This window comes from Sphingomonas sp. (assembly GCF_023266535.1).
Taxonomy (GTDB): domain Bacteria; phylum Pseudomonadota; class Alphaproteobacteria; order Sphingomonadales; family Sphingomonadaceae; genus Sphingomicrobium.
On the sequence record NZ_JAHFPY010000056.1, the window covers coordinates 1 to 18247 of the forward strand.

The 18247-nt window shown below is 65.0% G+C and carries 17 protein-coding genes, 2 tRNA genes and 1 pseudogene; 9 read left to right on the top strand and 11 right to left on the bottom strand.

Translation table 11 applies throughout. From position 1 onward, the window contains the following. A partial coding sequence (locus Q0C64_RS09645; RefSeq protein ID WP_294123202.1) for an MFS transporter occupies positions 1-1048 on the top strand: 1048 nt, incomplete at its 5' end. Between the two features lie 174 nt (positions 1049-1222). On the opposite strand, the gene Q0C64_RS09650 is transcribed toward Q0C64_RS09645, so the two are convergent. The 5 genes and pseudogenes from Q0C64_RS09650 to rpsA all read right to left on the bottom strand — a co-directional run. After that, positions 1223-1393, bottom strand: coding sequence for a hypothetical protein (locus tag Q0C64_RS09650; RefSeq protein ID WP_294123203.1), 171 nt, complete (start codon positions 1391-1393; stop codon positions 1223-1225). A gap of 103 nt (positions 1394-1496) precedes the next feature. Continuing rightward, complete coding sequence (locus Q0C64_RS09655) at positions 1497-3011, bottom strand: bifunctional diguanylate cyclase/phosphodiesterase (protein WP_294123204.1); 1515 nt, start codon at positions 3009-3011, stop codon at positions 1497-1499. Between the two features lie 290 nt (positions 3012-3301). Beyond that, positions 3302-3388, bottom strand: a tRNA-Leu gene (locus tag Q0C64_RS09660). Positions 3389-3426: 38 nt separating this feature from the next. Continuing rightward, entirely contained in the window at positions 3427-3723 is a 297-nt protein-coding gene (locus tag Q0C64_RS09665; RefSeq protein ID WP_294123206.1) for an integration host factor subunit beta, read from the bottom strand. Between the two features lie 322 nt (positions 3724-4045). Continuing rightward, positions 4046-5743, bottom strand: a pseudogene (gene rpsA / locus Q0C64_RS09670) (30S ribosomal protein S1); the annotation flags it as partial. Positions 5744-6085: 342 nt separating this feature from the next. On the opposite strand from rpsA, the gene Q0C64_RS09675 reads away from it, so the two are divergent. Both Q0C64_RS09675 and Q0C64_RS09680 read left to right on the top strand, forming a co-directional pair. Continuing rightward, on the top strand, positions 6086-7054 hold the full coding sequence (locus Q0C64_RS09675) for a magnesium and cobalt transport protein CorA (protein WP_294123208.1): 969 nt from the start codon (positions 6086-6088) through the stop codon (positions 7052-7054). A 3-nt stretch (positions 7055-7057) separates the two neighbouring features. After that, positions 7058-8440, top strand: a complete 1383-nt coding sequence (locus tag Q0C64_RS09680) for an RNB domain-containing ribonuclease (protein ID WP_294123211.1) — start codon at positions 7058-7060, stop codon at positions 8438-8440. Here Q0C64_RS09680 and cmk read toward each other — a convergent pair. Further along, on the bottom strand, positions 8426-9055 hold the full coding sequence (gene cmk, locus Q0C64_RS09685; RefSeq protein ID WP_294123236.1) for a (d)CMP kinase: 630 nt from the start codon (positions 9053-9055) through the stop codon (positions 8426-8428). The genes Q0C64_RS09680 and cmk overlap by 15 nt on opposite strands. 126 nt (positions 9056-9181) lie before the next feature. Between cmk and Q0C64_RS09690 the strand changes: the two genes are divergently transcribed. Both Q0C64_RS09690 and Q0C64_RS09695 read left to right on the top strand, forming a co-directional pair. Further along, the gene (locus Q0C64_RS09690) at positions 9182-9499 is read left to right on the top strand and encodes a TIGR02300 family protein (RefSeq protein WP_294123213.1); all 318 of its coding nucleotides are present in this window, start codon (positions 9182-9184) and stop codon (positions 9497-9499) included. A 111-nt stretch (positions 9500-9610) separates the two neighbouring features. Further along, positions 9611-9686 (top strand) — tRNA-Ala (locus Q0C64_RS09695). 154 nt (positions 9687-9840) lie between these two features. Here Q0C64_RS09695 and Q0C64_RS09700 read toward each other — a convergent pair. Beyond that, complete coding sequence (locus Q0C64_RS09700) at positions 9841-10008, bottom strand: Flp family type IVb pilin (RefSeq protein WP_294123215.1); 168 nt, start codon at positions 10006-10008, stop codon at positions 9841-9843. 156 nt (positions 10009-10164) lie between these two features. Then, complete coding sequence (locus Q0C64_RS09705) at positions 10165-12159, bottom strand: PBP1A family penicillin-binding protein (RefSeq protein WP_294123217.1); 1995 nt, start codon at positions 12157-12159, stop codon at positions 10165-10167. A 112-nt stretch (positions 12160-12271) separates the two neighbouring features. On the opposite strand from Q0C64_RS09705, the gene Q0C64_RS09710 reads away from it, so the two are divergent. From Q0C64_RS09710 to Q0C64_RS09725, 4 genes are all read left to right on the top strand, one after another. Then, entirely contained in the window at positions 12272-13777 is a 1506-nt protein-coding gene (locus Q0C64_RS09710; RefSeq protein ID WP_294123218.1) for an ABC transporter substrate-binding protein, read from the top strand. Between the two features lie 133 nt (positions 13778-13910). Next, positions 13911-14342 carry a DUF4112 domain-containing protein gene (locus Q0C64_RS09715; RefSeq protein ID WP_294123219.1) on the top strand — a complete coding sequence of 144 codons (432 nt, stop codon included), beginning with the start codon at positions 13911-13913 and terminating at the stop codon, positions 14340-14342. Position 14343: 1 nt separating this feature from the next. Beyond that, positions 14344-14781: a RidA family protein gene (locus tag Q0C64_RS09720; protein ID WP_294123220.1), complete on the top strand. Its 438-nt coding sequence runs from the start codon at positions 14344-14346 to the stop codon at positions 14779-14781. Next, entirely contained in the window at positions 14778-16091 is a 1314-nt protein-coding gene (locus Q0C64_RS09725; RefSeq protein WP_294123222.1) for a lipopolysaccharide biosynthesis protein, read from the top strand. Before Q0C64_RS09720 ends, Q0C64_RS09725 begins: the two co-directional genes overlap by 4 nt. Positions 16092-16137: 46 nt before the next feature. Here the strand turns inward: Q0C64_RS09725 and Q0C64_RS09730 are convergent, their stop codons facing one another. The 3 genes from Q0C64_RS09730 to nadA all read right to left on the bottom strand — a co-directional run. Further along, positions 16138-17046 carry an FkbM family methyltransferase gene (locus Q0C64_RS09730; protein ID WP_294123226.1) on the bottom strand — a complete coding sequence of 303 codons (909 nt, stop codon included), beginning with the start codon at positions 17044-17046 and terminating at the stop codon, positions 16138-16140. Between the two features lie 110 nt (positions 17047-17156). Beyond that, positions 17157-17957 carry a TIGR01459 family HAD-type hydrolase gene (locus Q0C64_RS09735; protein ID WP_294123230.1) on the bottom strand — a complete coding sequence of 267 codons (801 nt, stop codon included), beginning with the start codon at positions 17955-17957 and terminating at the stop codon, positions 17157-17159. Positions 17958-17967: 10 nt separating this feature from the next. Continuing rightward, positions 17968-18247 (bottom strand): quinolinate synthase NadA (gene nadA, locus Q0C64_RS09740; protein WP_294123233.1); only part of this gene is annotated, 280 nt, incomplete at its 5' end.

An 18247-nucleotide genomic window follows, 5' to 3' on the forward strand; every position in this document is an offset into this window, starting at 1 on the left:
TGACGACCATGACAAGTCGCGGCTGATCCGCATCATCAAGATGGCCGAGATTTTGATCATGATCGTTGGCGGGGCCGGGCTGTTGCTCGAGAATATCCCGCTGATGCTGGCGGCGGTGTTCGGGATGGGCGTCCATTCGACCTTCTTCGGCCCGATCAAATACGCCATCCTGCCGCAGCATCTGCAGAAGGACGAGGTGCTCGGCGGAACCGGGCTGGTCGAGGCCGGCACCTATATCGCCATTCTGCTTGGCACGATCCTGGCCGGCATCCTGGCGGACAAGGCCATGCTGGCGGTAGTCGCAACGATCGGGATAGCGGTGCTGGGCCTGATGACCGGGAACCAGGTGCCCCCCGCCCCGCCGGCAGCCGAGCGGATCAAGCCCGACTGGAATATTTTCCGTGCCTCGGCGCGCCTCGTCAGCGAAACCATGCATGTGCCAAGGCTGTTCCTGGCGATCCTGGCGATCAGCCTATTCTGGTCGATTGGCGCGGTGCTCATCGCGATATTTCCGCCCCTCGTTAAAAATGTCCTAGGCGCCGACGAGCAGGTCGCGAGCATGTTTATCGCCATCTTCTCGATCGGCATTGCCATCGGGTCGGTGGCCATCAACCGCCTGCTCAAGAGCGAGGTGTCGGCGCGGTTCGCCTCGCCCTCGGTGATCCTGATGGCGCTGTTCGTCGTACTGCTTTACCTGGTCGCGATGAACTGGGGCGATCACGGTTCCAAGTTGACGACAATCGGCAATTTCATCTTCCATCCCAGCGCGGGATTCATGATCGCGGCGCTGCTTGGCGTGGCCATATTCGGCGGCATGTTCGTGGTGCCGCTCTACGCCTTCCTGACGACGACTGTCGACAAGTCGCAGACTGCACGGACGGTAGGCGCCAACAATATCGTCAACAGCGGCGCAATGGTGCTTGGGTTGGGAGTGTCAATCGGGCTCGGCATGTTGGGAGTTGGCTCAACCAGCCAGCTCCTATTGATTGCAGCGATGTGCCTGATCGCTGCGTGGCTCGGCTGGAAGCTGCATCTGGCGTGTGATTGAGCCACCGAGACCAAGCGAGCGATTTGCGATGCAAACGGGAGCTTGGGCGTAGAGTTGGCGAAATCCGGCCAGCGGCTCGCGTCAGCGATGCCGGCTGACGATCAGCCGCATGGCCGACATGCCCCCAGCATGTCGGAACGGCTGATGATTCACTCCGCGCCGGCCATGCTTAAATCAGGCCAGGTACAGGCTGACGAACAGGAAGCCGCCGGCAAAGGTCAGCGCGAACAGCTTGAGGTCGCTGGCCAGCGTCGAGCGCGGCGCGGTCGCCGCCGCAACGGCAACGCCCTTGCGCCCGAACAGGCGGGGCTCAAACTGGCGATAGAGGCTTTCCTCGATCCGCATCCGAAATACTTAATGCCATTTTTACCATGGCATCAATGCCTCGGATCGGCGCATTGCTCCGCTCGTCCCAAGCCGGGACGATGGCCTTTGGTAACGGGTAGGCTTAGCCCGCCTGGCGGGCGGGTGTCTGGTTGGGAATGGCGGGCGTCTCGCGCGACCGGAGCAGGGCGCTGGCCTGATCGCCGCTCATCGGCTTGCCGAAATACCAGCCCTGGCCGACCGCGCAGCCGAAGCCGGCGACTGCGGCATGGGTGGCGGCGTCCTCGATGCCCTCGACCGTCACCGGCACCTTCAGGGCATCGGCCAGGGTGGTGACCGCGCGAACGATCGCCGCGCTCTCCGCGTCACTGGCCAAGGTCGAAACGAAGCTGCGGTCGATCTTGATGACGTCGAACGGCAGTGCGCGCAGGTGGGCGAGCGAGGAGAAGCCGGTGCCGAAATCGTCGAGCGCCAGCCTGATGCCCTGGTTCTTGAGGCTGGTGACGATGGCGCGGGCAAGGTCGAGATCGGCGAACAGCGAGCTTTCGGTAATCTCCACCACCAGCCGTTCGGCCGGGAAGCCCGCCTCGGCCAACAGGCGAACGATGCGCTGGGCCAGCCAGCTGTCGGTTAATTGGGTGGGCGAGATGTTGACCGATATTTTGATCGCCGGGTCCCAGCTTGCGGCCTGGACCAGTGCGGCGAGGATGATTTGCTCCGACAGGCGACCGATCAGCCCATGTTCCTCGGCGACCGGAATGAAGCGGTCGGGCTCGATCAGCCCGCTCAATGGATGGTTCCAGCGCGCCAGCACCTCGAAACCGATGATCTCGCCGGTAAGCAGGTCGATTTGCGGTTCGAAATAGGGAATGAACTGACCATGCTCGAGGCCGTAGCGGATCCCCTGCTCGATCTCGCCGTGAAGGACCAGCGCGCGCTCCATGCTTTCGTCGAACCATACCGGCCGGGCCGAACAGTTCGACTTGGCGCGATCGAGGGCGATGTCGGCCCGCCGCAGCAGGTCGGGGATCTGGCCTTCGCTGGGGTTGGACGCAGCAATGCCAATGTAGGCGCCGACCTGGACAAGGCGGCCCTCTGCCTCCATCGGCCGGGTGACGGCGCGCAGCAGGCGCTCAGCCATCTGCTCGGCTTCCGGCACATGTTCGGCCGGCGAGGCGATGGCGATGGCGAATTCGTCGCCGGCGAGGCGCGCGACCAGGCCGCCCGCCGACTGCTGCTCCAGCGAAGCGGCGATCATCCTGAGCACCTTGTCCCCGACATCATAGCCGTGACGGTCGTTGATCGCCTTGAAGCGGCTGAGCTGCAGCGAGAAAATGGTCAGCTGGTGGCCTTGGCTTGCGGCAGCCTGGCGTAGCTCCTCGCCGCGGTCGGCGAACCCCTTGCGGTTGAGCAGGCCGGTCATGCCGTCGGTCGAGGCGATCAGCGCCGCCCGGGCCTCGCCGTCGCGGCGAGCCTCGGCTTCGTGGACGAGGTCGACGTAGCGGCGCCAACCGAACAGGATCAGTGCTAGGTTGAGGGTCAGCGCAGTCACCGCAATCTTGAGGTCGGCCTCCAGCCCTTTGCGTGCGAAGGTCAGTTGCTGGAAAATCTCGCTGCCGTTCCAGATGAGCAGCGCCATGGCGGCAATAAGGACAATAAGCACCAGCACGTCCCGCCTGGCGTTGGCGAGCGATTTGCTCCAGTCCCGCGACGCGGACCGTCGTGACGAATTACTGCCCACGACCTAGTGAATTAACGTGGATTGCTTAATTTTCTCTCCACGGTGGAGTATTATTGGGGGGCGCGAGCATTGAATTCGTCAGTCCCCCGGAGCGTCCGAGCAAGCCGTGCCGGGGGCACGGCGGCGCAGGGCGGCTGGAATTCAAAGCATCATGCTCGGCCGCCCCCCGGACGGCCTGTGCCTGATGCTGGTGCGGACGGCGGGACTCGAACCCGCACACCCCGAAGGGCAAGGGATTTTAAGTCCCGTGCGTCTACCAATTTCGCCACGTCCGCTTCCGCCCCAATCTGGCCCCGGACGGACCTGGGCGCAATTACTCGGCAGCCTCGCCGCTTAAGTTCAGCCGCTCGCGCATTTCCTTGCCGGGCTTGAAATAGGGCACGCGCTTGGCATCGACGTCGACCGCCTCGCCGGTGCGCGGGTTGCGGCCGGTGCGCGCGTCGCGCTGGCGGGTCGAGAAGGCGCCAAAGCCGCGCAGCTCGACGCGGCCGCCCTTGGCCAGCTGGTCGGTAATCGAATCGAACACCGCGCTGACGACATTTTCGACCTCGCGCTGCGAGAGATCGGGAAAGTCACTGCACAGCTTTTGCACCAGCTCGGAACGGATCATCGAGGCCCCGCTTTGAATTCAATGGTTTGTGACGCCGCCCCCCGGCGCTGGCGCATTGCCTATCAGCGTCAATCGCAAAGGAAAAGGGCACAGATGCATTGCTGCACCCGCGCCCTTCAACTTCGTTCCGCGGTGGGACAAAAATCCCACTACGGCAATGGCTTGCTTACTCGCCGTCGGCCTCGCTGGCCTCGGCTTCGGCCGGTGCGGCCTCGGCTTCGGCTGGAGCGGCTTCGACCTTCTCGGCCTTGGCGGCCTTGGCCTTCTTCGGCTTGGCTTCAGCCTTCTCGGCCTTCTCGGCCTTGGGCTCGGTCTTGGCGGCCTTTTCCTTCAGCGCTGCGCCGAGGATGTCGCCGAGCGACGCGCCGCTGTCTGACGAGCCATACTGCGCCACGGCCTGCTTCTCTTCGGCGATCTGCAGCGCCTTGATCGAGAAGTTGGGCTTCTTCGAACGGTCGAAGCCGATCACCTGCACGTCGAACTTCTGGCCGACCTGGAAGCGCTCCGGACGCTGCTCGTCGCGGTCGCGGCCAAGGTCAGTGCGCTTGATGAAGCCGGTCGCGCCATCGTCGCCAACCTGGACCTCGAGGCCGCCATCGCGGACTTCGAGCACGGAGACGGTGACCGTCTCGCCCTTGTTGACGCCCGAGCCCGAGGCACCGCCGCCGACCGCGACGCCGCCGCGCTCAAGCTGCTTCATGCCGAGCGAGATGCGCTCCTTTTCGACATCGACGTCGAGCACGACCGCCTTGACACTCTCGCCCTTGCGGTGAAGCGCGAGGGCTTCCTCGCCCGACACGCCCCAGGCGATGTCCGACATGTGGACCATGCCGTCGACGTCGCCGTCGAGGCCGATGAACAGGCCGAATTCGGTCGCATTCTTGACTTCGCCCTCGACGGTCGAGCCAACCGGATGCTTTTCGGCGAAGTCGGTCCAGGGGTTCGACTGAGCCTGCTTGAGGCCGAGCGAAATCCGGCGCTTCTCCTCGTCGACCTCGAGCACCTTCACTTCGACTTCCTGCGAAGTGGAGACGATCTTGCCCGGATGGACGTTCTTCTTGGTCCAGCTCATCTCGCTGACGTGGACCAGGCCTTCGATGCCCGGCTCCAGCTCGACGAACGCGCCATATTCGGTGATGTTGGTGACGCGGCCGGTGAAGGTGCCGTCGACCGCATACTTGGCCGCCGCGCCTTCCCACGGATCCGCCTCAAGCTGCTTCATGCCGAGCGAAATGCGCTGGGTGTCGCGGTTGATGCGGACGATCTGCACCTTGACGGTATCGCCGATGGCGATGACCTCGCTCGGGTGCTGGACGCGCTTGTAGCTGATGTCGGTGACATGCAGCAGGCCGTCGATGCCGCCGAGGTCAACGAACGCGCCATAATCGGTGATGTTCTTGACAACGCCGTCGATCACCTGGCCCTCGGCCAGCGTCTGGATCAGGCCCGAACGCTGCTCGGCGCGGGTTTCCTCGAGGATCGCGCGGCGCGAGACGACGATGTTGCCGCGGCGGCGGTCCATCTTCAGAATCTGGAACGGCTGCGGCAGGTCCATCAGCGGCTGAACGTCGCGAACCGGACGAATATCGACCTGGCTCCCGGGCAGGAACGCCACGGCGCCGCCGAGGTCGACGGTGAAGCCGCCCTTGACCCGGCCGAAGATCACGCCGTCGACGCGCTCGCCCTTTTCGAATTCCTTCTCCAGCTTGTCCCAGGCGGCTTCGCGGCGAGCGCGGTCGCGGCTCAGCATCGCTTCGCCCTGCGCGTTCTCGACGCGGTCGACGAACACCTCGACTTCGTCGCCGACCTTGATCTCGGCCTTCTGGCCCGGCGCGGCGAATTCGCGCAGCGCGACCCGGCCTTCGCTCTTCAGGCCGACGTCGATGACGGCGAGATCATTTTCGATCGCGGTGACGATGCCTTTGACGACCTTGCCTTCGAAGGTCTCGTTTTCGCCGCCCAGTGATTCATTGAGAAGTGCCGCGAAATCGTCGCGGCTCGGAAATGCCGTAGTGGCCATGCAAAATATACTTTCGAACTTCGGACTTTCATGCCGCCGCCGGCCACTTTGGCCGGGCTACCATATGGCGGACCTGGAAACCCTGTAATCCATCCCACCGGCCCCATGCCGGCGCGATATCCTTGGGCGATGAACCTTGCGGGATGCCGCTGTCCGAATGCGAGTATGAGGCATCGGCGCTAAGCCTTGCCTGCAAGCTCGCCAACTTTAGCGGGCATCCGGAAAGGGGAAACTCACGACCGCCGGACGCGCGGCCCTTAGCGGAGAGGGCGTGAGAGGGCAAGGATTGGATCGGCAAGCCCCGTCTCGACGCTGTCGCTTCCCAGACGTAGAAGCACGCTCATGACCGTCGTCGCCGCCTATCTCTATCGTGACGGGCACCGCATCCGCGAAGTGTCGATCGACGAGCGCATCGATTGCCGCGCGACCAAGAGCGAATATGTGTGGATCGGCATTGCCGACCCGACCGAGGCCGAGATGCACAGTCTCGCCAACAATTACGAGCTTCACCCGCTGGCGGTCGAGGATGCGATCAAGGGCGACCAGCTGCCCAAGATCGACGTCTATGACGATCAACTGTTCGTCGTCGCCCGCACTGCCTTTCTGATGGAAGACCATATCGATTATGGCGAGACCGCCATTTTCGTTGGCCACAGCCACATCATCAGCGTCCGCCACGGCTCGACTCGCGCCCACACCGCGCTCCGTGATCAGCTCGAGAAATCACCGCGGCTGCTGATGCACGGCGTCGATTATCTGCTCCACGCAATCCTCGATTACATCATCGACGGCTATATCCCCCTGATCGAGGACCTCGAGGAGGAAGTGCTGGAGATGGAGGAGCATGCCGTGGCCGGCTTCCTTGGTCGCGACGAGGTCAACCGCATCTTCACCGTCCGCCGCGAGCTGATCCGGTTCCAGCGGATCCTTGGCCCGATGAGCGAGGTGGCGACCAAGCTGGCGCGGCAGGAACTGCCCTGCATCGACGCCGAGGCGCGGCCCTATTTCCGCGACGTCCAGGACCATGTCCGCCGGGTCCAGGCGCGGGTCGACGGCCTGCACGAAGTGTTGACCAGCGTGTTCGAGCTTTCCACCCTGCTGGAGCAGCAGCGGCAGGGCACCATCACCCGCCAGCTCGCCGCCTGGGCCGCGATTCTCGCCGTCCCGACCGCCATCGCCGGTATCTACGGCATGAATTTCGAAAATATGCCGGAGCTGAAGACCAAGGACGGCTATTACGTCGTGGTCGCGGTCATCCTCCTGATCTGCGGCCTGCTCTTCCGCCGATTCCGCAAAGTCGGGTGGCTTTAGCGCTTGCGAACGATCATCGATCCACAATGCGTGCTGACGGAGGGGCTGGAGGCGATCTGGACCCAGTTCCAGCTGCCGACCGCCTTTCCGCCCGCCGCCCAGGCCGAGGCCGAAGCGGCCGCCAGGCGCACGCCGGATCGGCATACCGACCGGACGTCCATTCCGTTCGTCACGCTCGATCCGGCAGCATCGCGCGACCTCGACCAGGCGTTGGCCATCGAGGCGGCGGGAAGCGATCTGCTGCTCCACTATGCCATCGCCGATGTCGGCTGGTTCGTGCCTGGCGACGGGGCAATGGACGCCGAGGCGTGGGTGCGCGGCACGTCGCAATATCTCCCCGACGGCAAGGTCTCGCTTTATCCGACGGCGCTAAGCGAGGGTGCGGCCAGCCTGTTGCCGGACGGCGACCGGCCGGCGGCCATCTTCACCGTGCGGCTCGACCCGGCCGGCCTGGCAAAGCTGGACGGCGCCGAGCGGGCGCTGGTCCGCAGCCGGGCCAAGCTGGCCTATGAGACGGCGACGGAGGCTGACCTGCCGGCCGGCTTTTCCGAATTTGCACGGCGGGTCGAGGCGGCCGAGGTGGCGCGCGGCGGGGCCCGGATCGAGCCGCCCGAGCAGGAGGTGGTCAGCGAGAATGGCTGCTACCGGCTGCGTTTCCGCCCGCAGAGTTGGGCCGAGCAGAAGAATGTAGCGCTGTCGCTGGCGACCAATCTGGCGGTGGCCGACGCACTGCTAAAGGCCAAGACCGGCTTGTTCCGGACGATGCCCGAGCCAATGGAGTGGGCGGTGCGGCGGCTCCACCATACCGCCAAGGCGCTGGGCATCGATTGGCCCAAGAAAGAACCGCTGCAGCAACTCGAGCATCGGCTGAGCCCGGAAGATCATAACCAGGCGGCGTTGATGATCGCCATCCGCCGGGCCAGTCCTGGCGCCGCCTATGAACCTTATCGCGCGGGCGTGACGCCATGGCACTCGGCGATGGCCGCGACCTATTGCCATGCCACCGCACCGCTCAGGCGCCTCGCCGACCGGTTCGTGGTCGAGACCGCGCTGGCCATCGCCAACGGCCAGCCGGTGCCCGAGGCGGCGCTGGCGGCGTTCGAGCAATTGCCCCATGTCATGGCCAAGGCTGATGGCCTCGCCGGCCAAATCAACCGGGCGGTGGTCGACCTCGCCGAGGCGGTTGCGCTGGAAGGGCGCGAGGGAGAGACATTCAATGCCGTGGTGACCGACACCGACCAGCGCGGCGCGCGAATCCAGATCTGCTCGCCGCCGGTCATCGCTCGGCTGAAGGACAAGGAACTGCTGCCCGGAACCGACCTCAAGGTCCGGCTCGACGCGGCCGACCCGGTCAACCGCACCGTCCAATTTTCAAGCGTGGGCTAAGCGCGCCTCGACCAGGGCGATCGCAGCGGCGATCGCTTCGTCGACGTCCATGTCGCTGGTGTCGAGCAGGTCGGCATCATCGGCCTGCCTTAGCGGCGCGGCGGCGCGGTGGCTGTCGCGCTCGTCCCTCGCCCGAATATCGATCAGCACATCTTCATAATGGGCGGGCATCCCCCGCTCGAGCAGCTCGCGAACGCGGCGCTGGGCGCGAACCTCGGGTGAGGCGGTGACGAACAGCTTGGCCGTGGCATTGGGCGCGATCACCGTGCCGATGTCGCGACCGTCAAGCACCGCACCGTCGCTGCTGGCGGCGAAGCTGCGCTGGCGCTCCAGTAAGGCCGCACGAACACCGGGATAGGCCGAGATGCGGCTGGCGATGGCGCTAACCGCCTCGCTCCTCAATTCGGGATCGGACGGATCGACCTGGGCGACGCCTTCGCAGGCACGCACCGCCTCGAACTCGCTGCCCGGACTGCCGCCGAAGCGGAACATGGTCAGGGCCACGGCGCGATACAGCATGCCGGTATCCATGTGCGGCGGGCCAAAATGCTTCGCCAGCGCCCGGGCGATGGTGCCCTTGCCGCTGGCCGCGGGGCCATCGACCGCGATAACGATGGGGCTTGTCGAGGAACTCATGGAAGCGGCGCTTTGACAGGGGCATTGCGCTATGGCAAGGCGCCCGCCGATCGACGGTCGCCCCTTTGCGGCGACCGCCACCCAAACACATGGAGTGATGACCCGATGGTCAATCCCGAATGGGGCACCAAGCGCACTTGTCCCAAATGCTCGACCCGCTTTTACGATCTCGGCAAGGACGAGCCGATTACCTGCATCAATTGCGGCAATGCCTGGATGCCGGAGCCGGTGCTGAAGTCGAAGCAGCCCCTGCCGTTCGAGGTCGCTGCGCCTGAAAAGGTCAAGGAGGCCGACGAGGACCTGGCCGCCGAAGAGCTGGTGCCCGACGAGGATGAAGAGCCCAGCGCCGACGACGAGGTCGATCTGCAGACCGGCGAAGACGACCTTGGCGTCGCCACCGGCGACGAAGACGAAGAGGTTTGATCTAAAGCGCCTTGAGGGTGCGTTTTTCCCGTTGGCAGACGAGAAAGCATCCCCTAAGGGACGCGACCACCACGCCCCATCGAAGTATTACTTTGATGGGTTCCGGGGGACGGGGCCGTAGCTCAGCTGGGAGAGCGCTGCAATGGCATTGCAGAGGTCAGGGGTTCGATCCCCCTCGGCTCCACCATCCGTCAAAGAAAAGGCGCCTTCCGGGCGCCTTTTTCATGCCCGCGGCAAAGCAATTGAGCCGGTCGGCACGTCGTGGCGTCAAGCGCTGCGCATAATAAAAAAGCGGCGGCGTCTTGCGACGCCGCCGCCTCTTTTGATTAACCTGTCGAAGATTAACCGGCCGCGAGCTCGTTCGACACGTTGTTGAACGTGCTGCCGAGCTGGTTACCAATGTTGCCCATAGCGGCAATAGCGGCAACGGCAATGAGAGCGGCAATCAGGCCGTACTCGATCGCGGTTGCACCCTTCTTCGACTTAATCAGCTTAAGAAACTTGGCCATCTCTGGTCTCCTTTAGGCTCCACACGGGAATCCACATTTTCCCCACCTCCGCGGAACGAAAGCGCGTCGGTTGCCTGTAGGATTACGACTGCAAGGGTTGAGAAAGCTTTAAAGGCGGCGGTTTCGAAACGTTAACCGTAATTTTTTTAACCGGCGTCAGTTTTCGCCGACAAGCTTCCCGATTGCCTCGATAATCTTGCGGATGGCCTGGCCGCCATCGCTCCATTCGTCAGGCAGCGGGCTCTTCTTTTCCGGTTCGCGGCGCTCCGGGACGCGGAAGCCGGCCGGCAGCGGCGGGCCGCGGCGACCGTCGATGGTCAGCGCCGGGGCCATAAACCTCCGCCAGATCTCGGCCGGGGCACTGCCGCCGGTGATTCGTCCCAGCGTACGATCGTCGTCATGGCCGACCCACACGCCGACCACCAGATTGCCCGCAAAGCCGACGAACAGGGCATCGCGGTTGTTCTGCGTGGTGCCGGTCTTGCCGAAGGTCGGAGTCGTGAGGGCAGCACGGCGGCCGGTGCCCTTGTTGGCCGCAGCCCACAGCAAATCGAGCATCGGCGCCCGGTCGCGGCGGTCATCGAGCTGGCCGCCGCGAGCGAAGAAGGATGACAGGCCGGCCTGCTCCTCCTCGCCCAGCGGCAGGCCGCGCGGCTCGACCGGATAGCGGCCCCCGGAGATGGCGGCGTAGGCCGAGGTCAGTTCGAGCAGGCTGACCGCGGAGGTACCGAGCGACAGGCTCGGCCGGTCGACAAGCGGCGAATCGATGCCAAGATCGCGCGCCGCGCGGATGACATTCTGCCGGCCAACTTGTTCGGCCAGCCGGACAGTGGCGGCATTACTTGATCGGGCAAACGCCTCGCGCAGCGTGATCTGGCCGCGATAGACGCCGTCATTATTGCCAGGCGACCAGCCATCGACCGTGATTGGTCGATCGTCGATCAGGCTGTCCGGTGTGTAGCCGGCTCGCAGGGCGGCCAGGTAGACGAACAGCTTGAACGCGCTGCCCGGCTGGCGGCGGGCCTGGGTGGCGCGGTTGAACGGGCTTTGGCCGTAATTGCGGCCACCGACCATCGCTACGACCCGCCCGTCGGGGCGCATCGCCACCAGGGCAGCCTGGGCATCGCCGATGCGGGCGCCCGCAATCGCCTGTGACGCCAGCCGCTGCAGATCGGCATCGAGCGTGGTCGACACCCTGACCTCGCCATAATCGGCGTCGAAGGCCTGCGCGGCCTGCGGAGCGACCCAGTCGGCGAAATAGGTGCCGGCCGGAACCGTGCTGTTGTCCCCGACCGGCCGGGCGGATGGCGTCGCCTTGGCGCGTGCCTGGCTGATGTAGCCATTGTCGGCCATTTCCTGCAGCACCAGCCGGCTGCGCTTCTGCGCAAGCGCCAGATTATGAGTCGGGGCGAGGCGTGACGGTGCCTGGACCATGCCGGCCAGCATTGCCGACTGGGCCAGAGTCAGGCGCTCCGGCTCGCGGTCGAAATAATGGCGTGATGCTGCGCGCAACCCATAGACACCGTCGCCGAAGTAGACGCTGGACAGGTAGCGGGAGAGGATTTCGTCCTTGGTCAGCCAGCCTTCCAGCCAGAAGGCGATGATCACCTCCTGCGCCTTGCGCTTCAGCGACCGGTCGGAAGACAGGAAGCTGGTCTTGGCCAACTGCTGGGTCAGCGTGCTGCCGCCCTGGCGCACTCCCCCGGCCTTTACATTGGCGACCATGGCGCGGCCGATGGCGCGCGGGTCGACGCCCCAATGGCTGCGGAACCGGCGGTCCTCGATGGCGATGAAGGCGTTGGGAGTCAGCGGATCGAGCTTGGCCACTTCGACCGGCTCGTCCTTGACCGCGCCGCGCCGGGCAATTGCCTTCCCTTCCTGCGACAACAGCAGCATCGCTGGATCGTCGAGCGGCTCCAGCGCGCGGCTCAGCGGCGCGGTGATGATCAGCCACAGCAAGGTGATAAGCAGCAGCGCGCCAAAGGCAGTGAAGCCCCAGCGCCACCAGCGGCGGCGCGGACGTTGTGCGTCGCCAGCCGGCACGGCAGGCGGAGCTCCCGGCGCCGGGCGGCCGAACGGGTCCGGCAACACCTCCACATCGGCCCCGCCGCGCTGCCAAATGCCATGCCCAAGGGCGTCGTGTTCGGCCATCTCTCCCCTTCCGGCCCGTCAACGCCGGCCGAACTGCTTTAGTTAAGTAAAACAGTCCGAAGCCAATATCCAGTGGTTGATGAACGGCGCATGTGAGCTAAACCCGGTGCCGATGGCCACCCGCGTCCCTGACCGCATCCTGACAGCCATGCTGCTGGCGGCGACGCTGGCGTTGGCGGGATGTGGGAAGCAGAACGAAGGCGTCGCGCGAGTCGGGGCGATCGGCCCGACCCCCAGGCTGGTCGAGACCGTCACCGGCCCGCTGTCGCCGGGCGACGCGCTGCTCCGCGAGAATATGGCCCAGGGGCTGGTTCGCTTCGACGAACGCGGCCAGGTCGTCCCGGGACTCGCGGAACGGTGGAACGTCAGCGACGACGGGCTCAGCTATATTTTCCGCCTGCAGACGGGCGAATGGCCGGACGGGCGCAAGATCCGCGCCGACGAGGTGGCCCGGATCCTAAGCCGCCAGCTTCGCGAGAATAGCGGCAACCCATTGAGGGATACGCTCGGCGCGGTCAGCGAAGTCGTGGCGATGACCGACCGGGTGATCGAAATCCGGCTGCTCGCGCCGCGGCCCAACCTGCTCCAGCTGCTTGCCCAGCCGGAATTTGGATTGGTTCGCGCCAGCGTCGGGACCGGTCCGTTTGGCGTTCCGTCGCCGGACGAGGCGGCCGCCATTCCGGCGGAAGAGGACAATAAGGGCGCGTTGCTGCTCACGCACCGGGTTCGCATCCCCGATGCCGAGGACCCGATCGAGAAGGTACGGATCATCGGGGGCAAGGCAGCGCCGCTCGCCGCGGCGTTCGCCGATGGCAAGCTTGACCTGGTGGTCGGCGGCACACTCGATGATCTGCCAATCGCGCTGGCCCAGAAAATGCCGCGCGGCGCGCTGCGGTTCGACCCGGTGGCCGGACTATTCGGCCTTGTACCGACCAAGCGCAACGATGCGGTGCAGGAGGTCGATGTTCGTCACCTGCTCAGCCGGGCGATCGACCGGTCGGCGCTGATCAATGGACTCCAGGTCAGTGGACTGGCGCCGCGGGCGACCCTTCTCCAGGCCGGCTTGGAAGGAATCGGGCCGCCCCTGCAGCCGGCATGGCTGGGCCAGCCCGCGGCAGAGCGGCGGGCGAGCCTCGTGGCCGAGGCCAATCGCATCTTCGGCCATACCGACCGGCCAACCCTGAGGATCGCCATCCCGGACGGGCCGGGCGGAAAATATCTGCTCGCGCGGCTCGGCTATGACTGGGCGCCGCTCGGGATCAAGGTGGAGCGCGCACCCAGCGCGGCCTCGGCCGACCTGGTGTGGATCGACGAAGTCGCCCCGTCGACCTCGCCGGCCTGGTTCGTGCGGCGCTTCCGCTGCGGCGAGGCCGCGATCTGCCTCGATAAGGCCGAACCGCTGCTGGCCCAGGCGCGTGCCACGGTTGACGGTGTGCAACGCGGCATCCTGTTCATGCAGGCGGCGCAAATGATGGACCAGGCGCAGCTGTTCATTCCGATCGCCGCGCCGATCCGCTGGTCGCTGGTGTCGGGCCGCGCCCCGGGGTTCGAGGAAAATCCGTTCGCGCTGCACACGCTGGTGGGCCTCGCCAACGAACGGTACAGCGACAGCCGCTAGGCAAGCGCGGCGGCCATCAACCGCTGGCACCCCGGGGAACCTGCCAGCAGCGTCTGGCGCTGATTACGATGGAGTAAACCAGGCTGCCGCGGCCATTTCCAAGCACCGGAGCCCTGTGTAGGAACATCGCCCCATGGCCGACCAGATTGACCAGCCGACCCCGAAGATGGGCCGCGAGCTGCCGCTCGGCACCGATGCGCGGTCCGTCCGCCAGCGGATCGAGGTCATGGAAAAGCTGCTCGAGCGGATGTTCGTCATTCCCGGCACCAACAGGCAAGTCGGGCTCGACGTGATCCTCGACTTCATCCCCATCGTCGGCTCGATCAGCGCGGCGGCGCTTGGCAGCTACATCGCCTGGGAAGCGCGCAATCTCGGCATGTCGAAGTGGCAGATCACGCGGATGGCCGGCAATATCGGGTTCGACATGCTGCTTGGCGCCATCCCCTGGGTCGGCGCCATCCCCGACCTCTTCTTCCGGTCCAACTCGCGCAATTTGCGGATCATCAAGCGCCACCTCGACAAGCATCATCCGCACACCAAGACGATCGACGTCGGGGCGCGCTGACATGGCTAGCCCGCCCCCGCCTGTCGGCGTTTACGAGCCCTTTGTGCGGCACGGCGAGCTGGTCGCCATCTCGGGAATCAGCTCGGCCCGCGACGGTGTCCTGATCACCGGCAAAGTCGGCCACGACCTTGGCCTTGTACAGGCGCAGGAGGCGGCGCGGCGCGCGGCGGAAAATCTGCTGGCGGTGCTGATCGAAGCCGCGGGCGGCGATGAAGCGGCGATCCGGCAGGTGCTGATCGTCAGGGGACAGGTCAACGCCAGTGACGATTTCGCCCAGGTCCACAAGGTGATCGATGCGGCCTCGGAGCTGCTGATCGAACGGCTCGGCGACAGGGGCCGCCATGCGCGCACCGCGATTGGCTGCGCGACCCTGCCCAATAATAATGCCGTGACGCTGGAGGCGCTGGCAATCGTCGCCTATCCATCCGCCCAGTCATGAAGAATTGGGTCAAAGACGTCCATTTCCGGTCCCTGCTGAAGAACAGCGGCTACCTGGCGGCTTCGCGGGTCGTAATCGCGATCGCGGGGCTGGCCTCGCTGGCCCTGGCCGGCCGCGGCCTTGGCGTACTGTTGCTCGGGACGCTGATCCTCATCACCAGCTATGCCAAGGCGGCCAGCGGGATCAGCAAGTTTCAATCGTGGCAGCTGATCGTCCGTTACGGCGGGCAAGGCATGGCGGAGGGCGATCCGGACAAATTCAAGACGTCGACCGGTTTTGCCTTCGCCCTCGACGTCGTCAGCGGCATCGGCGGAATGTTGCTGGCGGTGCTTATCTTGCCGTTCATCAACCAATGGGTCGGGGTCGACGACAAATACCTCTGGGTGACGATGCTTTATTGCACGCTGCTCCCGACGATGGGCGCGGCAACGCCGACTGGCGTGCTTCGGGCGCTCGACCGCTTTGATCTGATCAGCTGGCAGGAGGCCAGCTACCAGATCGTTCGGGCAATCCTGTCCGTGGTCGCGTTTGTCGCGGATGCCCCGTTCGAAGCCTGGCTGGCGATCTGGTACATAACTGACCTTGGCGGAGACCTTTATTTCTGGTTTCTCGCCTGGCGGGAATTGAAGCGTCATGACCTGCTCGACGGGATTACGCCGACACTCCGGCCGACCAGCCTGCCTGGCGCCTGGCGGTTCGCCATCAATGTCAATTTGACGACGACAATTAACACGGTGTGGGGACCGATCGGTCGTCTTGTGGTCGGCGGATTGCTGGGACCGGCCGGCGCTGCCCTTTTCCGCGTTGCATCGAGCCTCGCCGACAGCGCCCAGAAGCCCGCCGACATGCTTGCAAAGGCCTTCTATCCCGAGATCGTCCGCATGGACCTTACATCGAAGCACCCGTGGCGGCTGATGCTGCGCGGCACCGCGGTCGCCAGCGTGCTGGCACTGGTTGCGGTCCTGATTCTGCTGGTCGGCGGCAAGCCATTGCTAAACCTGGTCTTCGGCAAGGAATTCATCGGCGCCTATGCGCCGTTGATGGTGTTGATCGTCGTGCCATTGCTGGGGGTGCTCAGTTTCCCGCTGGCGCCGATGCTGTTCGCGCTCGGCCGGTCGGACGGGCCGCTCAAGGCCAGGCTGGTTGGCTCAGCGACGTTCCTGCTGATCATTGCCCCGCTATCATGGAGGTTTGGCGTGATCGGCGCGGCGCTGGCCTATGTTATCGGCAACGTCGTGCAGGTCGGGCTAATGATGATCCATGTCTGGGCCGAATATCGCCGTGTGAAGGCCGGGACCGTAGCTGGTTGACGTGATGCTGCTTGAGCCGCACGACGGCAGCAGCGTCAGCCGTGGGTCAAAGCTGCCTTGCCCAAACGTCGGTCCTCAAATGAAGCCGCTGCTTCCACCCACCATCGCCCCGTAGCGACGAAAAAAAGCCGGTCATGGCCTCGCGGACCGGGGCGGTCATGGTGTCGGCGCCTCGCTCGAAGGTCGCGGCAGCCAGATCAGCCTTGCCATACGTCAGCAGCAGCACAATCGCCTTGAGCGCGACATCCGGTCCATTGGCCATTCCCCCGGCCTCGATCCGGCGCCACAGCATATCGGGTTCGATAACGAAGATCGCATCGCAAAAGCCAAGCCTGCCGGCGCGCATTCCATCGCCCAGGCTGGGGTCTTCGACGCCGGAACCGTTGCGGTAGCGGTAACGTTTGAGGCGGCGGACATCAAACAGGCCAAAGCCGTGGCCGCGCATGCGAGCGACAATCTGGTCGAACGTCTCCTGCCCCTCATAGCGTGCGGCGAAGCTGCATTCGATTTCAGCCAGGAGAATCGAGTTGCCAAGCGCTTCGCCCGCCCCGGCGATAACCGCCGCTTCGCCGCCTTGAACATCAATCTTGATGGCGTCGGGGATCAATCTTTCGAGCTGAAGTAGTGGGTCAAGCCGTGCCATAGGCGCCTCGATCTCGCGCACGATTTGGACATGTTCCGGTTTCTTCCAGAAGGGCGCGAAGAAGGCAGGGTCGGGCGCGAGGGTCGAACTCATGGTCTCGCGGCGGGTTACTTTGAGGGTGGCCGTTCCCTCGCGATCTCCAATCAGGAAAGGAAAATAATGCGCCGACGCTTTGCTTTCCCTGGGCTCGAGCGGATCGAAGTTGACGGTCACCAGATGCGGCGCGAGCGCAGCCCACCGCCGATGCAGGCCACCGATCGCGCCAACATCGACCACGGTTAGCCGAAAGTCGGCCGGGAGCCTGGCGAACAAGGGTCGAAGATCGGTAGCAAATGGATTTCGCATCGGCGCAACGTAAAGAGCGGTACAGCGAAAAGCGAGTGTGACGCCCCTGCAAAGCCGGGCAGCCTTGCCGGCATTGCTTAGGCTAGGGATTCGACCACCGCGATCGGTGTCCACGGGCCAAGCCCATATTCGGTCGCGAACCCCGTCGGGAACTGCTCGCCGGCGTGAATGCCGCCCTGCACGAATATCGCGTCATAACCCTGCCGCGCCGCGCCGAGCATGTCGGTCACCAGCGCGTCGCCCACGGCAAGCACCGACTCCCGCGGCGGATCGCCGGCCAGGCCCAGGGCATGCTCATAAATGGTCGGATAGGGCTTGCCGTACCAGGCCACCGGGCCGCCAATTGCCGCGTAGGCGTCCGCCAGTGCGCCAGCGCATAGCTCGGGCACGCCGCCCTGGATGACGACGCGGTCCGGATTGAGGCAGTGGAACAGCACCTGTCGCTCGGCCAGCGCGCGCAACTGATCTTCATAGTCGGCGACGCTGTCCCGTTCGTCGTCGAGCCCGGTCACGGCGATTTCGTGAAAGTCCTGCTCGACAAAGCCTAGACCGCGGCCTTCGAGGTTGGCGCGGTCCTCGCGCGTGCCGAGGAAGCCGGTCGGGTGGTGAAGCCGCTGGATCGCGGCAATGCCCGCCTCGCCACTGGTCGAAATGCCGTCCCAGCAGTCGCGGTTGAGGCCCAGCCGGGTCAGCTGCGCCTCGACCGCGTCGGCGGTGCGCGGAGCATTGGTGATGAGCACGACCTTGCGTCCCTCGCTTCGCCACTGGTGCAACCGATCGCAAACGCCCGGATAGAGCGTCACGCCGTCATGGACGACACCCCAGATGTCGCACAGGATGACGGAATATCTGGCGGGCAGTTGATCCCAAAACGCCATGCGGGGCTGGTCAGTCGCCGCTGATCTTGGGCCGGCCGACGTCGCCCTGCCCGACCGTGCGTCCCGCCATCTCCAGCATCCGCTCAAGCGGCACGCGCGCCTTGTCCATGATCTCCTGCGACAGCTCGATCCGCGGCTGCAGGTCGCGCAGCGCGACGTACAATTTCTCCAGCGTGTTCAAGGCCATGTAGGGGCACATGTTGCAGTTGCAGTTGCCGTCGCCGCCGGGGACCCCGATGAAGGTCTTGTCCGGCGCGGCCTTCTCCATCTGGTGGATGATGTGCGGCTCG

Bases quoted from the DNA above. Each gene is read 5' to 3' on its own strand.
- Q0C64_RS09650 (WP_294123203.1), bottom strand. From the start codon at position 1,393: ATGCGGATCGAGGAAAGCCTCTATCGCCAGTTTGAGCCCCGCCTGTTC.
- Q0C64_RS09655 (WP_294123204.1), bottom strand. From the start codon at position 3,011: ATGGCGCTGCTCATCTGGAACGGCAGCGAGATTTTCCAGCAACTGACC.
- Q0C64_RS09665 (WP_294123206.1), bottom strand. From the start codon at position 3,723: ATGATCCGTTCCGAGCTGGTGCAAAAGCTGTGCAGTGACTTTCCCGAT.
- Q0C64_RS09675 (WP_294123208.1), top strand. From the start codon at position 6,086: ATGACCGTCGTCGCCGCCTATCTCTATCGTGACGGGCACCGCATCCGC.
- Q0C64_RS09690 (WP_294123213.1), top strand. From the start codon at position 9,182: ATGGTCAATCCCGAATGGGGCACCAAGCGCACTTGTCCCAAATGCTCG.
- Q0C64_RS09700 (WP_294123215.1), bottom strand. From the start codon at position 10,008: ATGGCCAAGTTTCTTAAGCTGATTAAGTCGAAGAAGGGTGCAACCGCG.
- Q0C64_RS09705 (WP_294123217.1), bottom strand. From the start codon at position 12,159: ATGGCCGAACACGACGCCCTTGGGCATGGCATTTGGCAGCGCGGCGGG.
- Q0C64_RS09710 (WP_294123218.1), top strand. From the start codon at position 12,272: ATGGCCACCCGCGTCCCTGACCGCATCCTGACAGCCATGCTGCTGGCG.
- Q0C64_RS09715 (WP_294123219.1), top strand. From the start codon at position 13,911: ATGGCCGACCAGATTGACCAGCCGACCCCGAAGATGGGCCGCGAGCTG.
- Q0C64_RS09720 (WP_294123220.1), top strand. From the start codon at position 14,344: ATGGCTAGCCCGCCCCCGCCTGTCGGCGTTTACGAGCCCTTTGTGCGG.
- Q0C64_RS09725 (WP_294123222.1), top strand. From the start codon at position 14,778: ATGAAGAATTGGGTCAAAGACGTCCATTTCCGGTCCCTGCTGAAGAAC.
- Q0C64_RS09735 (WP_294123230.1), bottom strand. From the start codon at position 17,957: ATGGCGTTTTGGGATCAACTGCCCGCCAGATATTCCGTCATCCTGTGC.